Source organism: Shewanella vesiculosa (genome assembly GCF_009994065.1).
Classification (GTDB): Bacteria; Pseudomonadota; Gammaproteobacteria; order Enterobacterales; family Shewanellaceae; genus Shewanella; species Shewanella vesiculosa.
Map to the genome: position 1 here is coordinate 379,241 of NZ_JAACSD010000004.1, position 23,161 is coordinate 402,401.

26 protein-coding genes are annotated in these 23,161 nt (G+C 42.0%); 15 read left to right on the forward strand and 11 right to left on the reverse strand.

Features of this window, described 5'->3' with window-relative positions; genetic code table 11:
• Positions 1–26: 26 nt before the first annotated feature.
• Positions 27–656 carry a flavin reductase family protein gene (locus tag GW828_RS03945; RefSeq protein ID WP_182696815.1) on the forward strand — a complete coding sequence of 210 codons (630 nt, stop codon included), beginning with the start codon at positions 27–29 and terminating at the stop codon, positions 654–656.
• Positions 657–860 carry a hypothetical protein gene (locus GW828_RS03950; RefSeq protein WP_273057842.1) on the forward strand — a complete coding sequence of 68 codons (204 nt, stop codon included), beginning with the start codon at positions 657–659 and terminating at the stop codon, positions 858–860.
• Positions 861–889: 29 nt separating this feature from the next.
• On the opposite strand, the gene GW828_RS03955 is transcribed toward GW828_RS03950, so the two are convergent.
• Positions 890–1,396, reverse strand: a complete 507-nt coding sequence (locus GW828_RS03955) for a glycine cleavage system transcriptional repressor (RefSeq protein ID WP_273057841.1) — start codon at positions 1,394–1,396, stop codon at positions 890–892.
• A gap of 638 nt (positions 1,397–2,034) precedes the next feature.
• Here GW828_RS03955 and GW828_RS03960 point away from each other — a divergent pair.
• The gene (locus tag GW828_RS03960) at positions 2,035–2,631 is read left to right on the forward strand and encodes an acetate uptake transporter (protein WP_124015213.1); all 597 of its coding nucleotides are present in this window, start codon (positions 2,035–2,037) and stop codon (positions 2,629–2,631) included.
• Between the two features lie 57 nt (positions 2,632–2,688).
• On the opposite strand, the gene GW828_RS03965 is transcribed toward GW828_RS03960, so the two are convergent.
• Both GW828_RS03965 and GW828_RS03970 read right to left on the reverse strand, forming a co-directional pair.
• Positions 2,689–3,207, reverse strand: a complete 519-nt coding sequence (locus tag GW828_RS03965) for a hypothetical protein (RefSeq protein ID WP_182696817.1) — start codon at positions 3,205–3,207, stop codon at positions 2,689–2,691.
• Between the two features lie 4 nt (positions 3,208–3,211).
• A complete protein-coding gene (locus tag GW828_RS03970) occupies positions 3,212–4,009 on the reverse strand; it encodes a winged helix-turn-helix domain-containing protein (protein WP_182741733.1) in 798 nt (265 codons plus the stop codon).
• A gap of 463 nt (positions 4,010–4,472) precedes the next feature.
• Here GW828_RS03970 and GW828_RS03975 point away from each other — a divergent pair, with 463 nt between their 5' ends.
• Both GW828_RS03975 and GW828_RS03980 read left to right on the forward strand, forming a co-directional pair.
• Positions 4,473–5,294, forward strand: a complete 822-nt coding sequence (locus GW828_RS03975) for a cytochrome c3 family protein (RefSeq protein WP_273057840.1) — start codon at positions 4,473–4,475, stop codon at positions 5,292–5,294.
• A gap of 10 nt (positions 5,295–5,304) precedes the next feature.
• Positions 5,305–5,874, forward strand: a complete 570-nt coding sequence (locus tag GW828_RS03980; protein WP_124015217.1) for a hypothetical protein — start codon at positions 5,305–5,307, stop codon at positions 5,872–5,874.
• A 219-nt stretch (positions 5,875–6,093) separates the two neighbouring features.
• Here the strand turns inward: GW828_RS03980 and GW828_RS03985 are convergent, their stop codons facing one another.
• Positions 6,094–8,187 carry a prolyl oligopeptidase family serine peptidase gene (locus GW828_RS03985; RefSeq protein ID WP_273057839.1) on the reverse strand — a complete coding sequence of 698 codons (2,094 nt, stop codon included), beginning with the start codon at positions 8,185–8,187 and terminating at the stop codon, positions 6,094–6,096.
• 334 nt (positions 8,188–8,521) lie between these two features.
• Here GW828_RS03985 and GW828_RS03990 point away from each other — a divergent pair, with 334 nt between their 5' ends.
• Entirely contained in the window at positions 8,522–8,800 is a 279-nt protein-coding gene (locus tag GW828_RS03990; RefSeq protein ID WP_182696821.1) for a peptidylprolyl isomerase, read from the forward strand.
• A 134-nt stretch (positions 8,801–8,934) separates the two neighbouring features.
• Here the strand turns inward: GW828_RS03990 and GW828_RS03995 are convergent, their stop codons facing one another.
• Positions 8,935–9,657 carry an arginine N-succinyltransferase gene (locus GW828_RS03995; RefSeq protein ID WP_273057838.1) on the reverse strand — a complete coding sequence of 241 codons (723 nt, stop codon included), beginning with the start codon at positions 9,655–9,657 and terminating at the stop codon, positions 8,935–8,937.
• A 369-nt stretch (positions 9,658–10,026) separates the two neighbouring features.
• On the opposite strand from GW828_RS03995, the gene GW828_RS04000 reads away from it, so the two are divergent.
• Both GW828_RS04000 and GW828_RS04005 read left to right on the forward strand, forming a co-directional pair.
• Positions 10,027–11,598 carry a S41 family peptidase gene (locus GW828_RS04000; RefSeq protein ID WP_273057837.1) on the forward strand — a complete coding sequence of 524 codons (1,572 nt, stop codon included), beginning with the start codon at positions 10,027–10,029 and terminating at the stop codon, positions 11,596–11,598.
• Entirely contained in the window at positions 11,598–11,984 is a 387-nt protein-coding gene (locus GW828_RS04005; RefSeq protein ID WP_182723603.1) for a hypothetical protein, read from the forward strand. Before GW828_RS04000 ends, GW828_RS04005 begins: the two co-directional genes overlap by 1 nt.
• 133 nt (positions 11,985–12,117) lie before the next feature.
• Here GW828_RS04005 and GW828_RS04010 read toward each other — a convergent pair whose 3' ends face one another.
• Positions 12,118–12,855 (reverse strand): hypothetical protein, encoded by a 738-nt coding sequence (locus GW828_RS04010; RefSeq protein WP_273057836.1) that lies wholly within the window; start codon positions 12,853–12,855, stop codon positions 12,118–12,120.
• Between the two features lie 279 nt (positions 12,856–13,134).
• Between GW828_RS04010 and GW828_RS04015 the strand changes: the two genes are divergently transcribed.
• A complete protein-coding gene (locus GW828_RS04015; protein ID WP_273057835.1) occupies positions 13,135–13,386 on the forward strand; it encodes a DUF2999 family protein in 252 nt (83 codons plus the stop codon).
• Between the two features lie 87 nt (positions 13,387–13,473).
• On the opposite strand, the gene GW828_RS04020 is transcribed toward GW828_RS04015, so the two are convergent.
• On the reverse strand, positions 13,474–13,962 hold the full coding sequence (locus GW828_RS04020; RefSeq protein WP_124015226.1) for a MarR family winged helix-turn-helix transcriptional regulator: 489 nt from the start codon (positions 13,960–13,962) through the stop codon (positions 13,474–13,476).
• 144 nt (positions 13,963–14,106) lie between these two features.
• Here GW828_RS04020 and GW828_RS04025 point away from each other — a divergent pair, with 144 nt between their 5' ends.
• The gene (locus GW828_RS04025) at positions 14,107–15,066 is read left to right on the forward strand and encodes a DMT family transporter (RefSeq protein WP_273057834.1); all 960 of its coding nucleotides are present in this window, start codon (positions 14,107–14,109) and stop codon (positions 15,064–15,066) included.
• Between the two features lie 113 nt (positions 15,067–15,179).
• Here GW828_RS04025 and GW828_RS04030 read toward each other — a convergent pair whose 3' ends face one another.
• The 3 genes from GW828_RS04030 to GW828_RS04040 all read right to left on the reverse strand — a co-directional run bounded on the left by GW828_RS04030 (position 15,180) and on the right by GW828_RS04040 (position 17,023).
• The gene (locus tag GW828_RS04030; protein WP_124015227.1) at positions 15,180–15,701 is read right to left on the reverse strand and encodes a DUF1993 domain-containing protein; all 522 of its coding nucleotides are present in this window, start codon (positions 15,699–15,701) and stop codon (positions 15,180–15,182) included.
• A gap of 310 nt (positions 15,702–16,011) precedes the next feature.
• The gene (locus tag GW828_RS04035) at positions 16,012–16,527 is read right to left on the reverse strand and encodes a hypothetical protein (protein WP_124015228.1); all 516 of its coding nucleotides are present in this window, start codon (positions 16,525–16,527) and stop codon (positions 16,012–16,014) included.
• 109 nt (positions 16,528–16,636) lie between these two features.
• A complete protein-coding gene (locus tag GW828_RS04040) occupies positions 16,637–17,023 on the reverse strand; it encodes a carboxymuconolactone decarboxylase family protein (RefSeq protein WP_124015229.1) in 387 nt (128 codons plus the stop codon).
• Positions 17,024–17,331: 308 nt separating this feature from the next.
• Between GW828_RS04040 and GW828_RS04045 the strand changes: the two genes are divergently transcribed.
• Positions 17,332–17,946: an excalibur calcium-binding domain-containing protein gene (locus GW828_RS04045; protein WP_273057833.1), complete on the forward strand. Its 615-nt coding sequence runs from the start codon at positions 17,332–17,334 to the stop codon at positions 17,944–17,946.
• A gap of 148 nt (positions 17,947–18,094) precedes the next feature.
• Here GW828_RS04045 and GW828_RS04050 read toward each other — a convergent pair whose 3' ends face one another.
• Entirely contained in the window at positions 18,095–19,102 is a 1,008-nt protein-coding gene (locus tag GW828_RS04050) for an AraC family transcriptional regulator (RefSeq protein ID WP_273057832.1), read from the reverse strand.
• Between the two features lie 176 nt (positions 19,103–19,278).
• On the opposite strand from GW828_RS04050, the gene GW828_RS04055 reads away from it, so the two are divergent.
• The 4 genes from GW828_RS04055 (at position 19,279) to GW828_RS04070 (ending at position 23,148) form a co-directional block, all read left to right on the forward strand.
• Entirely contained in the window at positions 19,279–20,745 is a 1,467-nt protein-coding gene (locus GW828_RS04055; RefSeq protein ID WP_273057831.1) for a flavin-containing monooxygenase, read from the forward strand.
• Between the two features lie 62 nt (positions 20,746–20,807).
• Positions 20,808–21,578 (forward strand): SDR family oxidoreductase, encoded by a 771-nt coding sequence (locus tag GW828_RS04060; RefSeq protein WP_273057830.1) that lies wholly within the window; start codon positions 20,808–20,810, stop codon positions 21,576–21,578.
• Positions 21,579–21,622: 44 nt separating this feature from the next.
• On the forward strand, positions 21,623–22,675 hold the full coding sequence (locus tag GW828_RS04065; RefSeq protein ID WP_273057829.1) for an alpha/beta hydrolase: 1,053 nt from the start codon (positions 21,623–21,625) through the stop codon (positions 22,673–22,675).
• A gap of 194 nt (positions 22,676–22,869) precedes the next feature.
• The gene (locus tag GW828_RS04070; protein WP_124015235.1) at positions 22,870–23,148 is read left to right on the forward strand and encodes a DNA polymerase III subunit epsilon; all 279 of its coding nucleotides are present in this window, start codon (positions 22,870–22,872) and stop codon (positions 23,146–23,148) included.
• Positions 23,149–23,161 lie beyond the last annotated feature (13 nt).

A 23,161-nucleotide genomic window follows, 5' to 3' on the forward strand; every position in this document is an offset into this window, starting at 1 on the left:
CGTTTAACAATAAAACAAGGTAAGATATGAGTACTGATAACCGCTACTTTTATGAACCAAGCAAAGGCCATGGTCTGCCACATAATCCACTCAATGCCATTATAGGCCCGCGACCAATAGGGTGGATTTCTTCTCGTAATGCTCAGGGCCAACGCAACCTTGCACCTTATAGCTTCTTTAACTGTTTTAACTATGATCCGCCAATTATCGGTTTTGCCAGTGTCGGCTGGAAAGACAGCGTGGCTAATATCGTTGAAACTGGCGAATTTGTATGGAATCTCACTACCCGTAACCTAGCAGTGCAAATGAATCAAACATCTGCCGCACTTCCTCATGGTACTGATGAATTTGAATTTGCCGGATTAACGCCAATAGCAGGTAATATTGTTAAGGCCGATCTTATTGCACAAAGTCCTGTTAGCTTCGAATGTAAACTGTCGCAATGCATTCAACTAACGGCAGCAAATGGTGACAAAATTGATAGCTGGTTAGTGCTCGGAGAGGTTGTGGCAGTGCACATTGACAAGCACTTACTCAGCGCTGAAGGTATCTACCAAACCGCATTAGCAGATCCGGTATTTAGAGCCGGCGGCCCATCGGCTTATTATGGTATTGCTGAAGAATTACGCTTTGATTTGCACCGTCCAACGGTGTAATTGCCGCAGAGTCTCATCAACCAGGTTGTCATTGGCAGCCTGGCTGATGGCGACACAGCCAATAAAATCGTCAATGCCGTCAATAAAGCATCACTGCCTTACCCCAAGGTAAAAGCAGTGATTAAAGCCAAGTACGGTTCAAAAAACTACCGTCTTTCTCGCTATATGTTTATTTTCAATATGATGGTTTACACCTTGAGCTAAATCCATAGTGGACGTTAGTTCAAGGTATTTTAGTCTTCTATGCCGATGCGAATATTGTCGCTTAAGGTTTCAAGTTGAGAGACTAACAACGCGATGGTTACATTCTTAGGTAATCTTAACGTCATCTTGGCACTATATACCGTTTTGCCTAAACTGGTTACTTGCACACGGTAGCATTCTTGGTGATCAACACTGACATCAAGATCCGCTAAAATTTCATTAATATCATGAGTTAACCCTGAACGGTCACTGCAATCTAAAGTGAGCTTACACTCTTGAGAAAAATGTATCGATTCACTTTCAAATTCAGCATAGACAAAGGTTAGTTGGCTAAACTTCTGCTCTAATGTTTGTTTTAATAGCGTTTCTTTATCTGCATCTATCATCACCCGCATCATTGCAACAAATTGCCCATCGAGTTTAATGACTTTACTGGTCTCCCAACTTGCGCCAATTTCACGGCTTACCTGAGCAAGTGATTGCAAAAGATTGGGCTGTAAAGTCCCTAAGACCGTCGTAATAAACTTATGCTGCATATAACCTCCGATGATAAATAAACCAAAATAATGTTGGCCTATTTGATGTAGTTTTAGTTAACACCTCACCACAGACTAACTAGCAGTAGAAATTTAGTCTGTGGTCTGGGGCACAAATCACACGTTTGGTACAAAATAGGTCATAGATACTGACTTTAGCGCATTTATCCCATTCGTTAATTCGAGCAGAGGTTAACGATTAATTTGCAGTAAATATTGTTTTTGCAAGCCGCTACAAACTTAATCAGTTAGTGTTGCTTACGTCACAAATTAGCCTGTTGCAGTAACGACTTCATTAGGCGATTTGACAACAGTTTAGCCCTATATTTGAGGCCCATCACAGCAATAGCAACGACTTGAATAATATCACACCAGCTGAAGGTGTTTTCCGTATCTAATTGAATTTAAATAGTTTATTACTCGAATATTAATATACTTAACACACTTGCCGCACGAGATGATACTAAGTTATTGTTTTTAAATAATAATATCCATATTACTACTAACATCATGGCTCCCCTGTCACTTATTGCTACCCACTGAAGCTTTCTCTAAAATGCGCGCCTTGCCCAATCGGGGTACAAATTAATCTCTAGCGACGTTATTTGGTCGTTACATTTTTCCATTAAGGAAACATCATGGTTACAAAATTAGCGAATCCTGCACCATTAGGATTAATGGGCTTTGGCATGACCACCATACTGCTCAACATTCATAATGCTGGCTATTTCCCCATTGACTCGATGATCCTCGCAATGGGGATCTTTTACGGAGGCATTGGCCAAGTGATTGTCGGCATAATGTGCTTTATGCGGGGCGATACCTTTGGTACTACGGCATTTACCTCATACGGCTTATTTTGGTTAACCTTAGTGGGGATTATTTTAATGCCTAATATGGGGGTAGCGGCCAGTCCAGCACACTTTATGGGCTGGTATTTAACCCTGTGGGGCACATTTACAGCCTTTATGTTTGTGGGTTCGTTACGCTACCCTCGAGCAAAACAAGTAATATTTGGCTCATTAACCATATTGTTTTTCTTACTGGCTGCGCGCGATTTTACTGATAATGCATTGCTTGGCACTATTGCCGGATTTGAAGGTATTTTCTGTGGTGCAAGCGCTATTTACTTTGCGATGGCGCAAGTGTTGAATGCCGAATACGGGCGTACTATTTTGCCCGTTGGTGAGTTAACGCACACCCCAAAAGTAAGGTTAAATTCGATAAAAGTATAAAAAATACAACACCTAATCTAACAGGCCGATACTAAGTCTCGGCCTGTTAGATTAGCTTTAATTGACCAAACGACACCCACATACGGTATTACTAGGCTGAAACAATACCACTGCATAGTCTTTTGCCTCATCACGTTCTAGCACCTGAATAGTTAATGAATGCATACCGTTCTTATTTAAATTAATGCCACTAACATACGATAGATACTCATAATGCTCTGGTTTATAAACATTTTTACTGCCTAAATACTCTTGTTTTGTGGTCACTGAAATATCGTATATTTGCCTTTGAGTATCAATTCGGTTCACTTTTCCAGTCATCGCTAACGTTCCAGCTGAATTACCGGATAAGTCGAAATAACGATAGTTAATTTGCGCCAAGCCATCTTTAGAGACCAAATCAACTAATAAGTAATGATTATGGTCTGCCTCGCCAGCTTGATGATTAAACAGTTCGGAACTGCAACTCAGCATAAAGTTTGGCGCCTTAGATGTGAGCGAGTAAATAGTCCCAATACAAGCCAGTAAACACAGCAAAATAACACTGTTGATGAGCCATAACCCTTTTCTTGCCATTATGCTAACGCCTCCAAGATTGATGCGAAGAGGCGATCTGGACTGGTGACGAATCACAAATACTCACCTGTTTAAGCCACTCTGGATTGATAAAACGCTTGGGTTGGCGCAAATCGCTAATTTTGATATTACGAATAATCGACTGGCCAAAATAGTCGCCTCTGAAGGTAATGTTCAGCACCTGCTTATCGTGAGATAAAGATAGAAAGACTTTATTCCATACTGTCTCATGACAATGTAATAGACTCTGAGTGAGCAGCTGCCCTTGAGCAATCAACAACTCATTATTGGTGTTTGAGGGCGAATATAAAATCATTTCAACTTGCTGACCAGAATCCAAGGTTACCGTGTCGATACTCAGCGGCATAGTCGGACTGATTGAGGGCCCAAGCCGATTAAACCACCATAGACTAAGCAGCAATACACTAAAAAGGCTTATGACCACCAGCAATACTGGTAAAGATTTGATGGTAAAACGTCTTCGTTGGTAACGGGTTTCTTTGCGGGCACGGTGATGTCTGAGCAAATAACCTTGGCCTTTTACTGTCTCGATAAGCGTTTCATGTTGCGGCCCAAGAAATGAGCGCAATGTAAAAATAGCTCTGGCAACAGACGCTGAACTAAGATGTGAACCGTCTTTATGGCCAGACTCTAATATAGGTTTAGCAACGACTTTGCCTTGATACTCGACTAATAATCTCAGTACATGTAACTCTGCTCTGGGAAGAGACCACACCAGACCACTTTCCTGATTGATCAGCTCACCTTTATCGCTATCAAACCTGCAATGGCCCAATTGCATACCAACTGCCTCAATACTTCACATAATGGCTAAAGTGTATGCAGAAAATCTTATAAAATCTGTGATCCTGCTATCTTCACGCTTTAATTCCTTATTCTTTGTAATTAATAGTGGTCAAGATTGATGTAATTGCGATATTTGTCACATCATTTCATACAGTTAATTTCAATAAATACTCAGATAAATGTACGTAAATCCTATAAATGATCAGACTTCTGTCACAAAAGACGGCTTTTTTTGTGGTTAGTTAGTCTTCAAAGTTCAAGTTTATTCACTCAATTGAACATTATTTTAAAAGCCGTTTTATCTGGCATAAATCACACCTTTAATCGCCCCATTGCTTATCGTTAGGTCATCAAGTTGCTGTCGATATTCCGACCAGCAAAAATATGACAACAAGCCTAAGCCATATGAAGTCATAGCGCTTAAACACAACAATAATGATGATATAAGGGTGATCAAAATGAGCATAAATCGACGTCAAGCATTAACAAAAATAATTGGATTAAGCACCGCCGCAGCCGGGGCAACCCTCTTAGGTACATCAGCATTTGCTGCTACAGATGCAGATGGAAACTACCGTTTAGCGTTAGGAGAAAAACTCAAATATGCACCGTTAGATGCCATGGCTACTGCCAAGCTAGCCTATGAAACTGGCGGCGGTTGCATGCACCAAGTCTTTCACGCCATTGTGACTATGCTCGCGGTATCGGCCAGTATTGATGCTGACAAGTTTGCGACTATCCCAACAGCATTAGCCGGCTACGGTTGGGCTGGCGTGGTAGGCCAAGGTACTCTTTGCGGTAACTTAAATGCAGCAGGCATGCTGATCAACATTCTTGATGATATTAATGGCCAAAACAACGCGATTATTGGGGCTTCATTCCGTTACTATGAAACCAACGATTTGCCTTTATCTTCAGCTGAGTTCATTGCAGGGATAGGCTCTACAGCCGAAAAATCATTAGAAGTGGGGGCAACATCTATTGCTAACAGCCCATTGTGCCATTCATCCATTAGTAATTGGTCTGCGGCATCAGGAAAGCCTTTCGCATTAAAAGGTGAACGCTGTAAACGCCTATCTGCCTCTATGGCTTATTACATTGTCGATCTATTGAATCGAGCTCATGGCGGCGAGGATATTTCGGTATTAGCAGAAGCGAAACCATCGGCGACAACCCAAGCATGTCAATCATGCCATGGTGTCACCGAAACGATGGGCTCTGCTGCCAGTGTGAAAAGCGACATGGAATGCACGACCTGCCATACCGGACATTACAATTAAGGAGTACATGATGAATGTCAAATATCTTAGCGCCATATTAGCCAGTTCATTGCTAATCTTTGGCTGTAATAGTGACAATGATGACGATGTAGCGGTTATTGATCCCCCTGTGGTGGTTGTACCGCCAGTGGTGACGCCGCCAGTAGTTGTTGTACCACCAGTTCTTGATGGCATTAGTATTGATGATGCAAGCAGCGTAGTTGTTACCCTGGATACATTTAATGCTACCACTGGCTCGCTATTATTCACGGTCGCCAATAATGACGGCGAAGCCCTCATTGATGTAGCCAATTACGATATCGTCTATTTTGGCTTTCCTGATCCAGCATCGCTATCGATAAAACCTAAGGCTTGGAAACGTTGGCATGTCACCCAAAGCTATCAATGCGATGGTGCAGGGAGTGATAGTTGTAGCGGAACATTAGAAGCAACCGATACTGCGGGCAAATATACTTTTAATGTCAGTGACCTCGACTTACAAAGTAAAGCATCGGCCAATGCCGCAATGATTTATAAGGTTGCGATTCAAATTAAGGGCTCGCTTGCCAGTAATGCAATTGAATTGATAAGTGCAGATTAAGTCATCGTCATTTAGCCTCCCCCTAGCTAATGGCGAGAATAGCACCCTTGCAATTAGCTTCAGGCTATTTTGCCGCAGCACTACACTGCGGCTCTTTTTATCATAAAAGAGTACGACTGAGACATGCGGAGTTTCGAGCCGAGTCATATCAATGTCAGACACAAAAAAAGGGTTTCAGCACTGCTGAAACCCTTTTTACTCATCACAGAGCGACTATATTTAACGAAGTTGCTGCATTAAGTAAGCGTAAACCATTGAGCTTAACTGAGCGGCTTGGGTATTGTCGGCCGCGCCAGCATGGCCGCCTTCAATATTTTCGAAGTACAACACATCTATGCCCATATCTTCCATTTTTGCGACCATTTTACGCGCATGTCCAGGGTGAACCCGATCGTCGCGTGTTGAGGTGGTAAAAAACACTTTAGGGTATTTAACCCCTTGTTTTAAATTATGATATGGAGAATAGGTTTTAATGTATGCCCACTCTTCAGGAATATCAGGATTACCGTATTCGCCCATCCAACTAGCACCAGCCAGTAATTTGTTATAACGCTTCATGTCCAACAATGGCACTTGGCACACGACTGCGTTATAGAGCTCAGGACGACGGGTAAAGGCAGCTCCCATTAACAAACCACCATTACTGCCACCTTGAATACCAAGATGTTTGCTTGAAGTAATCTTGCGAGCAATTAGGTCTTCGGCAATGGCTTCAAAATCTTCATACGCTTTATGACGATTTTGCTTCAATGCTGCTTGGTGCCAAGCAGGACCATATTCACCACCACCACGAATGTTAGCCAGTACATAAACACCGCCCTGCTCTAACCAGTTTTTACCAATAGTGGCCGAATAGGCTGGCAAACGCGACACTTCAAAACCGCCATAACCGTAAAGTAATGTAGGGTTACTGCTATCGAGTTTGATGTCTTTAGCCATCACCACAAAATAAGGTACGTTAGTGCCGTCTTTTGACTTAACAAAGTACTGCTGGGTGACAAATTTATTAGCGTCAAATTGTTGCGGCATGGCTTTAATTTTATCGGCTTTTAAGCTCGCGCCATTTAAGCGATATAAACTGGCGGGTTCTAAAAAGCTGGTGTAATTAACAAAAAAGTCATCACTATCGCGTTCTACATCAAACACACTTAAGGTGCCATTGGCTTCAAATGGCACCGGCTTGCTTTGCCACTCACCTTTATCGTTTTGCATGTATCGGACGAGTTTACTTTTTACATCATCCAGCCAAGTCACAAAAATAGCATTCTGACTAAATGCTACTTGTGAAATTGAAGCGTGCGCAGTTGGCGATACCAGTTCACTAAACTCAGGTTTTTGCGCAATGAGCTTATCAACTGCTGTATAAACAATGGCACCTTGTTTGAACGTACCCTTTGAGGTGACTAAATCGCTTTTTAGCTCAATATATAGCTGACCTTTAAAGTAACCTTTCAAATCGGCATCTTCAGGAATAGGCAGCGACACTAACTGACTATCTTGATAGACATAATGTTTAGCTGTGTAGAAGGTTAAGCTTTCTGTGACGATATTGAGTGGGGTTTTATCATCGAACATCACATAACCCGACACGGCTACTGACTTTTTATCCCCTCTAAAGACCAGTTTAGCGGCAGATAAAGGAGTGCCGCGCTTCCACAATTTAACCACACTTGGGTAACCAGAGTCGGTCATGCTTTGCGCATCGCCAAAATCAGTACCAACAAACACAGTGTCTTTATCAATCCAGCTTAGCATCGACTTTGCTTCGGCCAACAAAAATGGCTTTTGAGCACTATCGACAAAGGCTTTCGTTGTTAAATCAAATTCGCGCACTTCAGCAGCGTCAGCACCACCACGAGATAATGAAACAAAACAGCGCTCGTTCTGTGGATATTGGCATTCAATACCTTTGAAAACCCAATTAACGTCCTCAGCTTTACCCAGGGCATCGATATCGAGCACGGTTTCCCACTTAGGTTCGGCTTTAGCATATTCTGCTAACGTAGTTCGCCGATAAATGCCACGCTCGTGGGTTTCATCTTTCCAAAAGTTATACAAATAATCGCCAATACGAGTTGCATAAGGAATACGGGCTTTATCGTTTAAAATATCTAAGCTGTTGGCGACTAATTTATCAAAACCTGGATAAGCCTTAATATGAGTAGCAGATAAGCTATTTTGTTGCTTAACCCATTCCATTGGCTTAGCGCCTTCAACATCTTCTAACCAAATATATTTATCTTCTTCTGCATGAACAGGTATTGCCATAGTTATCGCACTCGCTATACATAAGGGTATGATTCGCTTAAGCATTAAAATTTCCTTTTTGTTATGTGCTCGTCGTTTTTTACCAACCGATCAATACTGTAATCCATGTAATACTCAATTAGCTAATTTTCTGGCCACTCAGCGTCAGTTCAACGTGTTGTAGCGATATAACATAATAAAAGACATCATTATTAGCATCATTAATATCAGTAAATTACAGTAATAAAACCTCAAGATTTAGGCATTAACAGGTCCAAACCTTACAGTATTTGCCTATATTGGGATTGAATAGATCCATTAGTGCAAGGATCTACTGCCAATTTAGCTGATGAAACAGGTATAATAATCTGCTAATCACAGAGAAACTAAGACCGATATCATGGCCAAAACTGCAGCAGCATTACATATATTAGTGAAACACCAAACCCAAGCTGAAGACATCATCAAGCAGCTCAATAAAGGCGCCAAGTTTGATGTGCTAGCCAAAAAACATTCTAGCTGCCCATCAGCCAAAAATGGTGGCAACTTAGGTGAGTTCAAAAAAGGTCAAATGGTGCCCCCGTTTGATAAAGTCTGTTTCAATGGCGAGCTAATAACACCGCACCTAGTCAAAACAAAATTTGGTTGGCATGTGGTAAAAGTGCTATACAGAACATAATGTTAGCTGTGATAAGTATTCGCGTCACTCAACATGAGTGGGCTGAAAAAACGGTCAATAAACAATGAGCTTGATATTCAGGCTCACTGCTAACACCATACTTATAACATTGCTTTCAAACCGATATGTAGCATTTACTTTCGCAGTTTGATCGACAGTTCGCCATCACGAATCTGAATATTATCCACACCATCGGCAAAGGTATTCCAAAAACCACGGTCGCCAAACTCACTCACTAGATTGACGTTTTTCATGTTACCCAACCATGCATTGGGAATAGGCACGCCCATTAAGCTCACGCCAACTAAAGCAACTACTGGGCGACCATTGGTATCTAAATGAATGTCCAGCCCAGTATTAACCCGTAAGATTTCTCCAGCCATCAGAGGAAAGTCCTTAGGAATTGAAATCAGCAAGGTTGCACTGGCCAAATTGTCTGAAAAATCTATCGCAACCCGCTGCGCAAAATCAGGATTACGGCCAATCATTGAATTAACTTCTTTTTCGCTAAAAGTCACCTGGCGGTCGGCATCAAATTCGCGATATGCCTGCGGGGTTAGCTCTGCGTTGTTATGACCACGATTACTTGGTTCGCGTGAATTAGGTGATTGGCTCACTTGGCGACTAGGTTCAACTTGCCAACCAAGCTGGGTCAGTTTTTGATCCAGCTTTTGCTCTTCTTGGGCATTTAACGTTACAGGCGTTAATGGCGACGGAAAAATATAAGTGCGAATAATAAAAAACGTTAATCCAATTGTGACCAGCATAGTCACTAAAATAATTAACAGTAGTTTGATGCCAGATGCGCCATGTTGTCGCTGGCGGGGTACAGATAAATGCATAAGTGAAGTTAGCATTGACCCGCCTTTTTTACTTTATATTTGTCGAACATAGTAATGATATCTCTGATTAGGGCCGTTGAACTTTCAAAATGAAGTTGGCAGCCGCTTGTGGCAATTTTATACAAAAAGGACCTTGTGACATCTAGTATATCTACATAAGTAGGCAATAAAACAGTAGCAAGGAACCACAAACACAGTACTAAGGTTGAACTGAACATTACAACCAGTAGCCGCGTATAGAAATATCATTACACTTCAAATAGCATGGTTTATCAATCTTAGTATTGCTCAAGAAACCGAGTTACAAATTAGGTCAATTGTAATAAAGTTGTCAATTGTAAGATTAAACATTAACCACGATATTTGAGTATATAAAGGATTATTATGCAGTTACTCTCAAGCAACACTCTCGCCCCATTCATTATCAGCGCCAGCCTGTTACTAACAGCCTGTGGCGGTGGCGGCTCATCAAGCGGCGATAACAATAGCAATACTGGCTCAACGTCACCTCAATGGGTTGCTGGTCAATTTGCTAACTACTCGACATTAGCCAATCAGTGCAGTGTCCCCTTGACACAAAAATTGTGGTTGCGGTCGTGGAGCGATGACACTTACCTTTGGTATGACGAAATTATTGATCGCGATCCGGCACCATATAGCGTTGCCGAGTATTTTGAACTACTAAAAACCGACGAATTGTCAGACACAGGCAACCTCAAAGATAACTTCCACTTTTCTATGCCGACAGCAGAATGGGAATTACTCAATGGGTCCGGGGCCTCTGTTGGTTATGGCATGACGCTAAATTTACGTAATGCATCGGCAGGTGTATCACGACAAGTGACTGTGGCCTTCAACGAGCCAAACACGCCGGCAAGCAATGCAGGTATTAGCCGTGGTGCCATTATTGTATCGGTGGACGGTGTCAGCGTAGCAAATGCCAATGATAGCGACAGTATCGATACTTTAAATGCAGGTTTATTTCCCGACGCCACTGGTAAACAAACGGTGTTTACCGTGCGAGATTTAAATGCCCAAACCGACCGCACACTGACATTATCGGCAGGCACAATCGTATCAACGCCAGTGCAAAATACTAAAACCATTCAAACGACTAATGGCAAAGTGGGTTATCTACAATTTAACTCTCACATCGCGACGGCCGAAAAAGGCTTATACGATGCCATGACGTTACTGAGCAACGCACAAGTAGACGATTTAGTATTGGATATTCGCTATAACGGCGGTGGATTATTAGCACTTGCCAGCCAACTGGGCTACATGATTGCGGGTGATAACGCCACAACTAACCGGGTGTTTGAACAAACTAGCTTTAACAACAAGTACCCCAACATTAACCCAGTAACGCGTGAAGCACTCTCGCCGATGCCGTTTATTTCAGAATCAATCGGCTTTAACACTTCATTACTGCGCAGTGGATTATCGCTGCCCACGCTAAACCTTAAGCGAGTATTCGTATTAACAACCCCTGGCACCTGTTCTGCCAGCGAAGCCTTAATGAATGCCCTTCGCGGCATTAATATTGAGGTAATTCAATTGGGTGATACAACCTGCGGTAAGCCTTATGGCTTTTACCCAACCAGTAACTGTGCCACAACCTACTTTACCATTCAGTTTAAAGGGGTTAATGACAAAGGCTTTGGTGAATATTCTGACGGATTTATACCATCAGCCAATCCTACCCTAGACAGTGAAGTGCCAGGTTGTGTTCTAGAAGATGACCTTGGACATGCTTTAGGTGATACCAACGAAAGACTTCTCAGTGCAGCATTGTTTTATCGTAATAATAACCGCTGCCCAGCGACGGCTTCAGCTTTAGCGCGCGCACCAGCACGAGAATCCTTTGTCGATCCAGGCTTTATGTTGCAAGACACGCGCAACCAAAATGTACTGAAAAACAACCGTATTCTCACGCCATTGGCTTTGGAGCAATAATGCAAAAGCAATTCATTGGTATTCTGGCAGTATTGGCAGTGAGCGGCTGTGGGGCGACAGCAAAAGAGGCGCCATTAACGTTACAAGCGGCAATGCTGACAAACCCTAGCAGCCAAACCCACGCTGAATTACAACAAGCGATAGCAAGCTTACTGGACGCCAGCAATGTATTAATAGCCGATAACGCTTTTACTCAATACAGCCAAGAAGTGATTGAGCGTGCTCAGCATAAAGATGCTAACGGCTTATTGATCATGGGGCGCAGCACTGAAATTCCGGACGCAGTGCAACTGTTAAAACAAGGCGATAATTGCCTATTACGTCATGTACAAACCGGCAAGACGGTCACATTATCGCAAGTACGTTGTCAGGTCGAAAACGAATAGCGATTAGGCAATAGTTACTTTCGTCAATATGCTTAATCCAAAAAGCCAGAACACATCTACATATGTGTTCTGGCTTTTTTTTTGGGACTATCGACTCTAGCTAATAACATGCAGCCTATCGATCATGCCGCAGTTAACTCATCAAGCTGTAAAGCCAATACCCGCCTTTTATTATGATGGCTAAGCTAGCCCCCATCATAAATAGATAACTAAATATAAAAGTCACCGAACCACTTGAAGGACCGGTATCATCCAAGCGAATAATGGCGACACTCATATAAAATAAGATAAAAAAGTTTATCACTATGCTCAAGATAAAATAGTCACCCACCATAGGTAACACGCCACCAACAACACTGCTGATAAACAACAACAAACTACTGAGATTATCCTTTGTGAAATATTTTTTCTCTATAATACGGACAAAAAACACCCCCAGCATAATCAAGAAGTAATACAGTGAACTGGTTAATGCTGAATAACCCCCTTGCGTGATATCAGTCAGCGCTATTGAATCGTCAACCTCAGTACTGCTTGAGTCGGGGAAGAAACCTGCAATCCAATGACCTATACCAAATATAATCAACCAAGCAAGCATAAATGAAACCAGCCCGCCGTAATCAATCGGATGACTGGCTTTACGATCCACTATCATTGCCAATAACAAACCGAGCAATGCCACGCCAACCAGCAAACCGAGTGCATACCAATATTGGTCTAAATAAAAGAAGGCAAAACTAGGAGAAATTACCAAAAAAGATTGATTAAACTCATTATCTTTGGTGGTTACGCCAGTATTTTTATAAAAGGCATAATATACAACAAGGGGTTGGAGCAGCACTAACACAGTGCAGAGGGTTTCAATATCCATATCAACGTCCGTAACAAATCCATATAAAAAGTAGTATTAAATCAGCAAAGCAACACGCTAAAACGAGAACAGTATAAACACCGGAGTAGTAAACTCAATCATTTATCCAATGATGTAACGTATAAACGACACTCAGTTCAATCTTGCTAAGAGACTAACCAAAGTCAAAACCTGCTGAATCATTTTGTCAGTACGATTGTGCAATCGCTATCTTGCCCTCTACAGACTAAATCATGATAAAATCACAACTTACTCAATTAACATTTACAAGGTAACGCAATGAATCCTATTATTGCCATCTTAAAAGAACACAATATCAGTGACGTACAAATTAATGAGCTGTTCCAGACGTTAACTGAAAACCCATTTGCAGCAATGGCAACTATTGGTCAATTAGGCATTCCTGCGGAAAAGCTACAACAGCTGATGGGCATGGTGATGCAAAACCCAGCTTTAATCAAAGAAGCAGTTGTAGAACTTGGCTTAGATTTTTCTAAAGTTGAAGCAGCAAAAGCACAGCTACAACCATAAGCGCTAAGCTATTACAAAACGCATAAACAACCACGGCCAGCACCTTAAGATGCTGGCCGTGGTTCACTTATCTGATCACAGCCGCTATTAATTGCCTTCAAAGCCAGCTAACCAAGTTTTGAGTAATTGGTTGAGCTCGGGCAGTTCAGAATCTGAAAGATTTGCTACCAACTGATGTTGAATGCGGACATGTGCCTCAATCGCTTCATCTATCGTGGCAAGTCCTTTTTCAGTCAAAGCTACGGATACGCTACGCCTGTCTTCAGTGCTGTGTACACGTGCAATTAAATCTTTAGATTCTAGTTTATCTAAGCGATTTGTCATCGCGCCAGAGGTTAACATCATAGATGACAAAAGCACTGAAGGGGTTAAGGTATAAGGCAGGCCTGCACGTCGTAATGTAGCCAGTACATCAAATTCCCCCATGGTCAGGCCAAACAATTTATGACAAGTGGATATTTCAGCTTCAATGTGTTTTTGTAAACGCAAAAAACGCCCAAGTATTGCCATTGGTGCAGTATCTAAATGCGGCTTCTGTTCACCCCACTGCGCCACAACTCTATCGATATCCTCCATTTAACACCCTTAATCTTAACGATTGATCACTTATAAAATACTTAACATAAAGATACTTCATAAAAAGATACTTTACAAAGATAACTTAGCAGTCCAGAATCAACACTTATCTTTATATGAAGATATTTAACACTAAGGTAGTTTATGAATATTTTACTCGCCATGATCCCAGCCTTTTTTTGGGGTACCACTTATGCAATGACTCAGCTCACTTTACCTGACTGGCCAGCGTTATTACTCGGTGCTCTGCGTGCATTGCCTGCTGGACTCATTTTATTGGCAATCAAACCGACTAAGCCCCAACAAGCCGACTGGTCTATTTTGATAAAACTCGGTGCGATTAATATTGCGGTGTTTTTCAGTTTGATATTTATTATGGCACTAACACTTCCGTCGGCCATCTCTGGTATAGGGATGATTTCAGTGCCCGTTTTCGCGATGCTATTTCATTGGGTAAGCAGTAAAAAACGCCCTAATCTGCCGCAAGCCTTTTGTGGCGCGATCTTAATTGCTCTAGCGTGGATGCTATTTGACCCCAGCACCATTAGTTTAAATCCTATTGGGTTAATGGCGATGCTGGCGGCTATTAGCTGTATTATTATCGGCAGCACGATCACCAAAGCACTGGGCTCACGCATTCATTGGTGGACCATACTCACCTGGCAGCTCATTATCGGCGGAGCATTATTATTGGTTGCCGCAGGCATTCAGGCACTATTTTCACCTGAACAATATCTCAGTGTGGTCAAGCAATTTAGTCTGACTAATGGCTTCGGCATAAGCTGGATAATATTACTCAACACTGTACTCGGTTACAGTATGTATGTGTGGTTATTGCAACGTATGTCGGTTGTCGACTTCACTTTTGGCGGCATAGCCAACCCAATAGCAGGTATTGCCTGTGGTTTTGTGTTAATGGGTGAATCATACACACCACATCAATATTTATTGATGTGTGGCATGATTTTAGCCTCTATTTCGCCAACCTTGATTCAGTTGCTACGCCAAAAAATTACCGCATCAAATGCAAATAAACAATTGATTATTGAGCAGAGTAATAGCGAATTAAATCATCTGAGTAAAACAAAAATGCCCAAAAGCTAGTGTAAAAAGCAAGTCAATACATGGCTTAGACAGTGGCTTCTGGGCGCAGCTATTAAAGGATACAAACGCTACATTAGTGGATGTATCCTCAATAGCCGATAACGAGTACTTTACTAAATAACAGGGACTTTATAAGGCATATCACCTAAATAGTCTTTCTTACCCACTTCAACACCGTTGTGGCGCAATATTGCGTAGGCCGTAGTGACATGAAAATAGAGATTAGGAATGGCATGTTCAATAGCAAATTCATAGCCTGTTAGATATTTACCTGCCCAGCGAGGTTGTGACACATGGATAGTGGCAGCGTGAGCGAAGTCGGCTTCGCTAAAACCATTAATATACTCAATGACTGAAGCAATGCGTTGACGCAACTCTTCAAGTGTCGTTTCAGTATCATCATGCTTAGGCATAGTCTCTAAATTACCGGTTAATCTGGCAACACCAACTTTAGCCGTGTCACAGGCTATCTGAATCTGGCGAGTAAGATTAAATTGATCTGCCGCTAAGCGAGAGTTCAGCAATACTGCCATATCGACCTTTTTAAAGGCGGCAAATACCTCGGCCTTATCAAGAATATTATTTAAGTTATTCAGCATTTTGCTGAATTGCACTACAGTCAAATCGTACAGCATGGCAAAGTCCTCAATTGAGAGCTGCAAACTTAGCAGCGCTTAGATAATTAGTGATAACCGATAAGATTACAACCCAGTCAAAGATATTTAGGCCTCATTAGCCTCATTTAACGCTGACCAGAGACTTTTATGAGCAAAACTCTAACGATACAAACTCAATAAAGCATTTAACAAATCATCACGGCCATCATATTGTTGATATATATCAGGTCATATTTTATCAAGATGTCACTTACTGGCCTCAAATATGGCAGTAAAGAGGCTGATATAATTGATATCTCGATCGATTTATACACTACCTTTTGCGCGATTAAAGCAAGGCTCTTAACTGATTAAGTGCATCAACAGAGAAGCCTTGGTCATAAAAGTAAATCACTTTACCTTGGCCATCTAATAGCACCACTCGCGCATTGTTTGGTTTTTCATTACCGGTAAACGCTTGTACTTTTTCACCATCTTTATAGACAGTAACGACGCCTTTCCAAAGTGGCTTAGGGATGCCTGCACGCATACCACTGTCTATAAAGGTGCTGAACATTCTAGGAAACAATCCCTGTATGGTTGGCACTTCAAATACCGATACTTGCGTTTCGGTCATGTCTAAGCCAATTAACCAGCGATCAATATCAAACTGTGAATCTTGTTTATAACCGATCAGTAATAGCGCAGTTTCACCTTTTAAATCATCAGGCAAGGTCATAGACTGCCCTTCAAGATTTTGGCCTGACACCGATGGAAAAGTTTGCCCAGTAATGGCCTGATTTGGATAACTCGTGCTGCAAGCGCTGAGCAGTAATAAGCTTGCAATAATCATTAAATAACGCATTTTAAGTCCTTTTGGATAAGTATTAGATCCTGTTATACGTAACAATCTAAAAAAAGATTAGTGCTTTTACACAATCATTTAGGCTAAAAAGTTAATAGATAACTCAGTGCTAACTATTTTCTATAGCCCATTCCTCTATCGCTTCTTTTGCAGCCCGAAAGGCTTCAATTCCCGCTGGCATGCCGCAATAGACTGTTGAATGCAGTAATACCTCCTGAATTTCAGCAATGGAACACCCATTACGTAATGCCCCTCTAACATGACCTTTTAATTCAGTTGGAGCTTTTAAAGCCGCCAATGTGGCAATAGTGATAAGACTGCGAGTTTGCTTAGAAATAGCATCACGAACCCAGACTTCTCCCCAACAATTTGCGGTCACTAAGTCTTGCAGTGGCTGGGTAAAATCAGTGACATTGCTGAGCGCTTTATCGACATAAGCATCCCCCATCACCTTGCGACGTACCTCAAGTCCTTTTTGGTATTGCTCATCATTCATCAGTAGCCCCCTCTATTGTTGCGTTGGTCAATTCATTAAAAATAATCCCGTCTATATACACGTTAAACTTAATCTTAAATAACACCACGTTTTTGTTGTAGCAAGTTGATATATTGCCCAATGTCGATATCAATTCATTTTTCCCTGAGTAGGTAATCATATCGACTATGTTTTATCGACCGCTCACAAAGTCCAATCAAATAACTGGCTAAAACACTGTGATTGTAGGTATTATGTTACTGATTTAAAAGCATGATTCTAAAGTATGATTTTTTAATAACTGAATGACCATCAAGGAAGGAATCGCCATGGAAAGAGGCACGCTCGTTCGTTGGAATACCGAAAAAGGCTTTGGTTTTATCAAGCCAGAAACCGGTGATAATCAAGATGTCTTTATTCACATTTCAACCTTAAAACACATGGCCAGAAAGCCCATTGTTGGCGATGAGATCCTATTTCATCGTGAGAACCAGCCCGACGGTAAAGTCAAAGCCGTAAAAGCCAGTATAGAAGGCGTCGCGGTGGTGTCCAATAGCATTCGTCCAGCGTCTCACACCAGTCAACATCATCGTAAAAGCCCATCTCATCATGACGACAACTACCGCTCAAGCCCAGTACTTGGCCGCGTAATCATGCTTGTTATCCTGCTTGGGGTTGGTATTTTCGGTTATAAACAATATCAAAAAATGACCGCTACGCCAGTGCTGACCAATGAAGATGTTGAGCAGATGCAGTGGACACCAACCGTATCAAAACCAAGCTCAATCAATCTACAACCACAGTTCAGATGCGAAGCTGGTAAAACCCACTGCAGCCAAATGCGCTCTTATGCTGAAGCAAGCTTTTATCTCCGTAACTGTCCAGACACAAAAATGGATGGTGATGGTGACGGAATCCCCTGTGAAAGGCAGTTCGATAAATAAACATTAAGCAATGGGGGTCATAGAAAGCAGTTTCTGGCTAACAGCCACTTGTTCTAGGTTCTAGGTAAGAGTCTTTAGATTTGAGGTCTAAAGTCTAAGGTCTAAGGCTTGAGATTCTAGCTAGCCTTTAGCTATGAAGAACAGCTGGCTATCGCTGTTTTGTTGCCTGCTTGCGATACTGGCTTGGGGTAATGTTTTTGCAGCGCTTAAAGCTGTGGCTAAAATTAGCCCCATCACTAAAACCAAGTCGCTCAGCAATTTCATCAAGTTGCATCGGCTTTAGCAGCAGTTCCTCAGCGATGCCAAAACGCACATCATCACGTACTTGGCGCCAACTGGTTTGTTCTAGTTTGAGTTGACGATGTAAAGTGCGAGTCGTACGGGCTAAATGCTGGGCGATGTCTTCCATTGATGCTGTTAAGCCTAAGTGCACTAAGGTGTCTTTGACCAACTTGGCGACAGGTTTCCAGTTTTGTTTTTGTTGCAGTAACTGGCTGCATTGCGCTTCACATAATCTGGCGGTGGCTTCATTGGCTTTTACCAAGGGCAAATCCAATAGCGGGGCTAGTCCAGAAAAGCCATTATAATTGGCATTAAATTGGATCTCAGCTCCGAGTTTTTGCTTTATATCTTCTAGGCACAAGCCTACAGGCTGAGGCGACATAAACTGCAATTTTATCGGTAAGCCGTTACGTTCAAATACTTCTCGTTGGATCATCGCAGCGCCCAACATGTCTCTGACTAATACGAGCTCACCTAACTCACCTGCAATGTCGCATGAGAACCTTAGAGATAAATCGTCGTTAAGCTCAGTTAATGTTATCTGTGAAAAAACATAGGTTAAATCTAGATAACGTAAGCCTAATTCAATCGCCTTTCTCGCAGTACTGCTGGCCAACAGGGCATACCCCATAATGCCATAACTGGTCAGGTGATAACGGCAGCCTAATTCCATTCCTACTTTAACTGGGCATTCAGTAGTAAGCATTAGGTTATTTAACACCTGTAACTCTTGCTTATCTTCAATCAGCCGCTCATGGTCAGCTAATTGAGCACTGGTTAAACCCGACCCTTGCAGTAAAACATTCTCATCAATACCCAGCTCAATGCCATGGGCAACGATAATCTGCACACTGGTAATACTGCGAAATGTCATAATTGATGGCCGTAATGTCTTAAAATCACAAATATACGTCTATTTAGACGCTAGATCAATCAAGCCCAATTTCCTATGCTGGACAGATAACATCATTGGTTAACAATCTTTGAATGATCGTATAGCGAAATAGCCATTCAAAGTCATAATTAAAAATAACAATCATTGAGGTCCGCATGACCCAAGTTAAACGAAACCCTGCGGTGGTGATCATTGGTGCAGGTATGACGGGCATTTTAATGGCCATCAAACTGCGTCAAGCTGGTATTACTGACATTGTAGTGCTGGAGAAAAAAGGCTCTGTGGGCGGAACGTGGCGCGAAAATACCTATCCAGGTGCGGCCTGTGATGTACCCGCTCACATGTATACCTATTCATTTGAACCCAATCCCAATTGGAGCCGATTTTTCGCCCATGGACCAGAGATTAAACAATATTTTGAGCATGTGGCAGATAAATATGAGGTTAAACGAGACATACGCTTTAACGAAGCGGTTACCGATGCACACTATGCCAATGGCAAATGGACAGTAAAAACCAGTCAACAGCAAACCTATATCGCTGATTTTATTGTGTGTGCCACAGGCATTTTGCACCATCCGCAATTTCCTGACATTCCTGGATTAGCTGATTTTAAAGGCACCACATTTCATACCGCCCAATGGAACCACGACGTCGATATATCTGCCTCAACTCGGGTTGGGGTAATCGGTACTGGGTCAACGGCGGCACAAGCCATTCCTGAGTTGATTAACACTGGTGCTAAGGTCTCGGTTTTTCAGCGCACACCACAATGGTTAATGCACTTACCCGATTTTACCTTTTCAAAAACCAGCCGCAAACTGATGGCTCGCTTTCCCATCATTACCAAAATCCACCGCAATACTGGTAAGTTTTTTCTAGAACATTTTTTTACCAAAGCGGTAACTGGACACTTTATCCAAAAACATGTGTTAAATTTTTTGTGTAAAGCCAACTTAAGATTAAGCATTCAAGACCAAACTTTACGCGAAAAGCTGCGACCTCATTATCAAGTAGGCTGCAAACGGGTCATTATCAACACCACTTTTTATAAAGCCATTCAAAAACCCAATACTGAGTTAATAACAGAGGCCATTGAGCGCATAACTGCAACAGGCATTATCACTAAAGACGGTACACACCATGACCTCGATGTATTGGTACTGTCGACAGGGTTTAATGCATTTAATTTTATGCGCCCAATGAATCTAATTGGCCGCAACAATTTGCACATTGATAAGGCGTGGGCTCATAAAATTAAAGCATATCGGTCAATGTTACTCAGCGATTACCCTAACTTCTTTTTAATGCTCGGCCCCAACACACCTATTGGTAACTTTTCGGTTATCGCCATGAGCGAGGTTCAAACTGACTACGTGATTAAATTGATCGATAAATGGCGTGAGCATCAATTTGATGAGTTTGAAGCCAAACAACAAGCCATTGACGATTTTAATGCCTACGTAAAAGAAGGGTTAAAGGGCACTAGCTGGGTTGGAGGATGCCAAAGCTGGTATTTAGATGCCGATGGTGACCCTATTTTATGGCCCTACACTTGGCAGCGCTGGGTTGATGAAATGAAACAGCCGCAGATGGAACACCTTAATACCCGGTCATTCTAATTGGCTTAGCCACCTTTTCACTTGTACTGATTCACTCGTACTAAAAGCAACCAGGTTTTATCATGAATAACAACACGATATTTATTACCGGCGCGGCTTCTGGAATTGGCTTAGCCGCTGCTCGGCACTTTCATAAAAAAGGCTATTGGGTCGGTATGGCCGACATCAATTTAGCGCAATTAACACAAGCCACCGAAATATGGGATAGAACTCGAATACGCTTGTTTCAGCTGGATGTCACTGATGTTTCACAAGTACAACACGCTATGGCTACATTTTGTGCGGAACATAATCATTGCTTGGCGGTATTACTTAACAATGCCGGCATATTGGAAATTGGTCCATTTGAAGACATCTCTATAGAACATCATCAGCGTACATTAAGTGTCAATGTCATCGGGGTCATGAATCTGTGTCATGCTGCATGGCCATATTTAAAAAATACTGGTACGAGTACTATTATCAATATGTCATCAGCCAGTAGCGATTATGGCGTACCAGAATTAGCCAGCTATTCGGCGAGTAAGTTTGCCGTAAAAGCGCTTACCGAGGCGCTGGAACTTGAGTGGCAAAAGTACGGCATAAGAGTATGTGATGTCATGCCGCCTTTTGTGGCAACCAATATGCTTAAGGCACAGAAACACACCGCCAAAGTCATGCAACGACTCGGTGTGAACATTACTGCTGAACACGTAGTCGCTGTGATTGATAAACAAGTGAAACACCCTAAAACCCATAGAACGGTCAGTGTTTTTTATGGCCTATTGCATAAATTAAGTAACGTATCACCTACGTTTATCAATCGCTTGGTGATGAAGTGGTTAAGTCGATAAACAAATGGTTCTAATCAGTTAACAATAATAAAAAGGCCATAGAAATGGATAACCTTAATCAACCAACATCATCACTAAACGAACCGCTACCAGGCAAACCACTGCAAGCATCCCAGCTTGAAGCTAAACAATTAATGGTCGCCAAGTGGTTATCATTAGCGCCGTTATACAAATTGCCAGTAACATTATTCAGGTATGTATTTCTAGCGATGGACCGAGTACTTGGGCTGACTAAAATTGAAATGGATAAGATTGTCGAGTTAGTCATTCCAGTGAGCACGAATCATCGCGGCGATGCCACAGACACAGCTGATAACCTGCACATCAATAACACCATCAAGCTACGCATTTACTATCCTAGTGCCAACAAGTCTCAAAAAACCTTAGTGTACTTTCATGGTGGCGGCGGCGTTATTGGCAGTATTAACACCCACGATCACTTTTGCCGCTACCTGGCTAAACACGGCAAGATGAACATCATATCTGTTGGCTATCGACTGGCCCCAGAACATAAATTTCCAATCCCGATTTGTGATGCCATCGAGGCGTGGAACTATATCAATGACAATCATCAACAACTGAATATCAATCCACAATATATCGGTGTGGGTGGTGATAGCGCAGGCGGATATCTGGCTTGTATTATCGGCTTAAATTCATTGCAAACGTCACTACCAGTACAGGCAAAAGTAACTCCTGCATTTCAGTTTTTGATCTACCCAATGGTCGACTTGCAAGGTTTGACCGAGTCTTATCGCCGTTTCAATAAGCAGTTAATACTCACCCGCGATCTGATGGATTATTTCAGGCTGCATTATTTGAATTCTCTCGACGAAGTCACCCTGCCATTAGTGAGCCCACTACAGGCAAAAGACATCAGCGAATCGCCAAAAAGCTACATATTAACCCTAGGTTACGATCCATTAAGAGACGACGGCATTGCATATGCTCAGCGCCTAAAAGCAGCAGGCATCAATACACAACACCAGCATTATGACGATTGCATGCATGGCTTTATTTCAATCACAAAACTCAGTGCGCGCGCTAAGCAAGCGACTCATGATATCGCGATGGCTTTAAACAGCTTTAATGATTGAACGTTACAGGTAACAGATAGCTGAACCGCCTCTAGAAGCCATCAACAGATGATAAAGTTTACTCAGACGCCATGTATTACAGGCTAACAAGCCAACTTATGCTAAAATGCGCCGATCAGCTTTATGAATGTGCATCTCATTTATTTGACTGAGCGTAGTGAAGCCTACCGTGATTAACTAATGAGGATACACCAATGAGTAAGTTAAATGCCGAAGAGCGCAAAGCTCGAGATAACGATCGTTTTTCAAAACGAGTGGATGAACGCAGAGTAAAAGGCGAAGATGTCGTTGCGTATGCACTTGCCAATGAAAAAGCGTTTAAGTTTCTAACCAAAGATGAGAAACACAGCCTTAAACAAAGACAAGCGGCACTAGTAGAAGAAGTCAGCATTAAAAAACAGCAACAAACTGAGCTTAAAAACCAGCAAGAATTAGACAAGGTTCAAGCAGAATTTACTGATACCGCACAGTAATCCCTCATCAACA

Excerpts from the sequence above, each read along its gene's own strand:
- GW828_RS03970 (WP_182741733.1), bottom strand. The coding sequence starts at position 4,009 with ATGCAATTGGGCCATTGCAGGTTTGATAGCGATAAAGGTGAGCTGATC.
- GW828_RS04015 (WP_273057835.1), top strand. The coding sequence starts at position 13,135 with ATGAATCCTATTATTGCCATCTTAAAAGAACACAATATCAGTGACGTA.
- GW828_RS03955 (WP_273057841.1), bottom strand. The coding sequence starts at position 1,396 with ATGCAGCATAAGTTTATTACGACGGTCTTAGGGACTTTACAGCCCAAT.
- GW828_RS04065 (WP_273057829.1), top strand. The coding sequence starts at position 21,623 with ATGGATAACCTTAATCAACCAACATCATCACTAAACGAACCGCTACCA.
- GW828_RS03995 (WP_273057838.1), bottom strand. The coding sequence starts at position 9,657 with ATGCTAACTTCACTTATGCATTTATCTGTACCCCGCCAGCGACAACAT.
- GW828_RS03985 (WP_273057839.1), bottom strand. The coding sequence starts at position 8,187 with ATGCTTAAGCGAATCATACCCTTATGTATAGCGAGTGCGATAACTATG.
- GW828_RS04000 (WP_273057837.1), top strand. The coding sequence starts at position 10,027 with ATGCAGTTACTCTCAAGCAACACTCTCGCCCCATTCATTATCAGCGCC.
- GW828_RS04020 (WP_124015226.1), bottom strand. The coding sequence starts at position 13,962 with ATGGAGGATATCGATAGAGTTGTGGCGCAGTGGGGTGAACAGAAGCCG.
- GW828_RS04030 (WP_124015227.1), bottom strand. The coding sequence starts at position 15,701 with ATGCTGTACGATTTGACTGTAGTGCAATTCAGCAAAATGCTGAATAAC.
- GW828_RS04060 (WP_273057830.1), top strand. The coding sequence starts at position 20,808 with ATGAATAACAACACGATATTTATTACCGGCGCGGCTTCTGGAATTGGC.
- GW828_RS04025 (WP_273057834.1), top strand. The coding sequence starts at position 14,107 with ATGAATATTTTACTCGCCATGATCCCAGCCTTTTTTTGGGGTACCACT.
- GW828_RS03960 (WP_124015213.1), top strand. The coding sequence starts at position 2,035 with ATGGTTACAAAATTAGCGAATCCTGCACCATTAGGATTAATGGGCTTT.
- GW828_RS03965 (WP_182696817.1), bottom strand. The coding sequence starts at position 3,207 with ATGGCAAGAAAAGGGTTATGGCTCATCAACAGTGTTATTTTGCTGTGT.
- GW828_RS04050 (WP_273057832.1), bottom strand. The coding sequence starts at position 19,102 with ATGACATTTCGCAGTATTACCAGTGTGCAGATTATCGTTGCCCATGGC.
- GW828_RS04070 (WP_124015235.1), top strand. The coding sequence starts at position 22,870 with ATGAGTAAGTTAAATGCCGAAGAGCGCAAAGCTCGAGATAACGATCGT.
- GW828_RS03980 (WP_124015217.1), top strand. The coding sequence starts at position 5,305 with ATGAATGTCAAATATCTTAGCGCCATATTAGCCAGTTCATTGCTAATC.
- GW828_RS03945 (WP_182696815.1), top strand. The coding sequence starts at position 27 with ATGAGTACTGATAACCGCTACTTTTATGAACCAAGCAAAGGCCATGGT.
- GW828_RS04005 (WP_182723603.1), top strand. The coding sequence starts at position 11,598 with ATGCAAAAGCAATTCATTGGTATTCTGGCAGTATTGGCAGTGAGCGGC.
- GW828_RS04040 (WP_124015229.1), bottom strand. The coding sequence starts at position 17,023 with ATGAATGATGAGCAATACCAAAAAGGACTTGAGGTACGTCGCAAGGTG.
- GW828_RS04055 (WP_273057831.1), top strand. The coding sequence starts at position 19,279 with ATGACCCAAGTTAAACGAAACCCTGCGGTGGTGATCATTGGTGCAGGT.
- GW828_RS04010 (WP_273057836.1), bottom strand. The coding sequence starts at position 12,855 with ATGGATATTGAAACCCTCTGCACTGTGTTAGTGCTGCTCCAACCCCTT.
- GW828_RS04035 (WP_124015228.1), bottom strand. The coding sequence starts at position 16,527 with ATGCGTTATTTAATGATTATTGCAAGCTTATTACTGCTCAGCGCTTGC.
- GW828_RS03990 (WP_182696821.1), top strand. The coding sequence starts at position 8,522 with ATGGCCAAAACTGCAGCAGCATTACATATATTAGTGAAACACCAAACC.
- GW828_RS04045 (WP_273057833.1), top strand. The coding sequence starts at position 17,332 with ATGGAAAGAGGCACGCTCGTTCGTTGGAATACCGAAAAAGGCTTTGGT.
- GW828_RS03975 (WP_273057840.1), top strand. The coding sequence starts at position 4,473 with ATGAGCATAAATCGACGTCAAGCATTAACAAAAATAATTGGATTAAGC.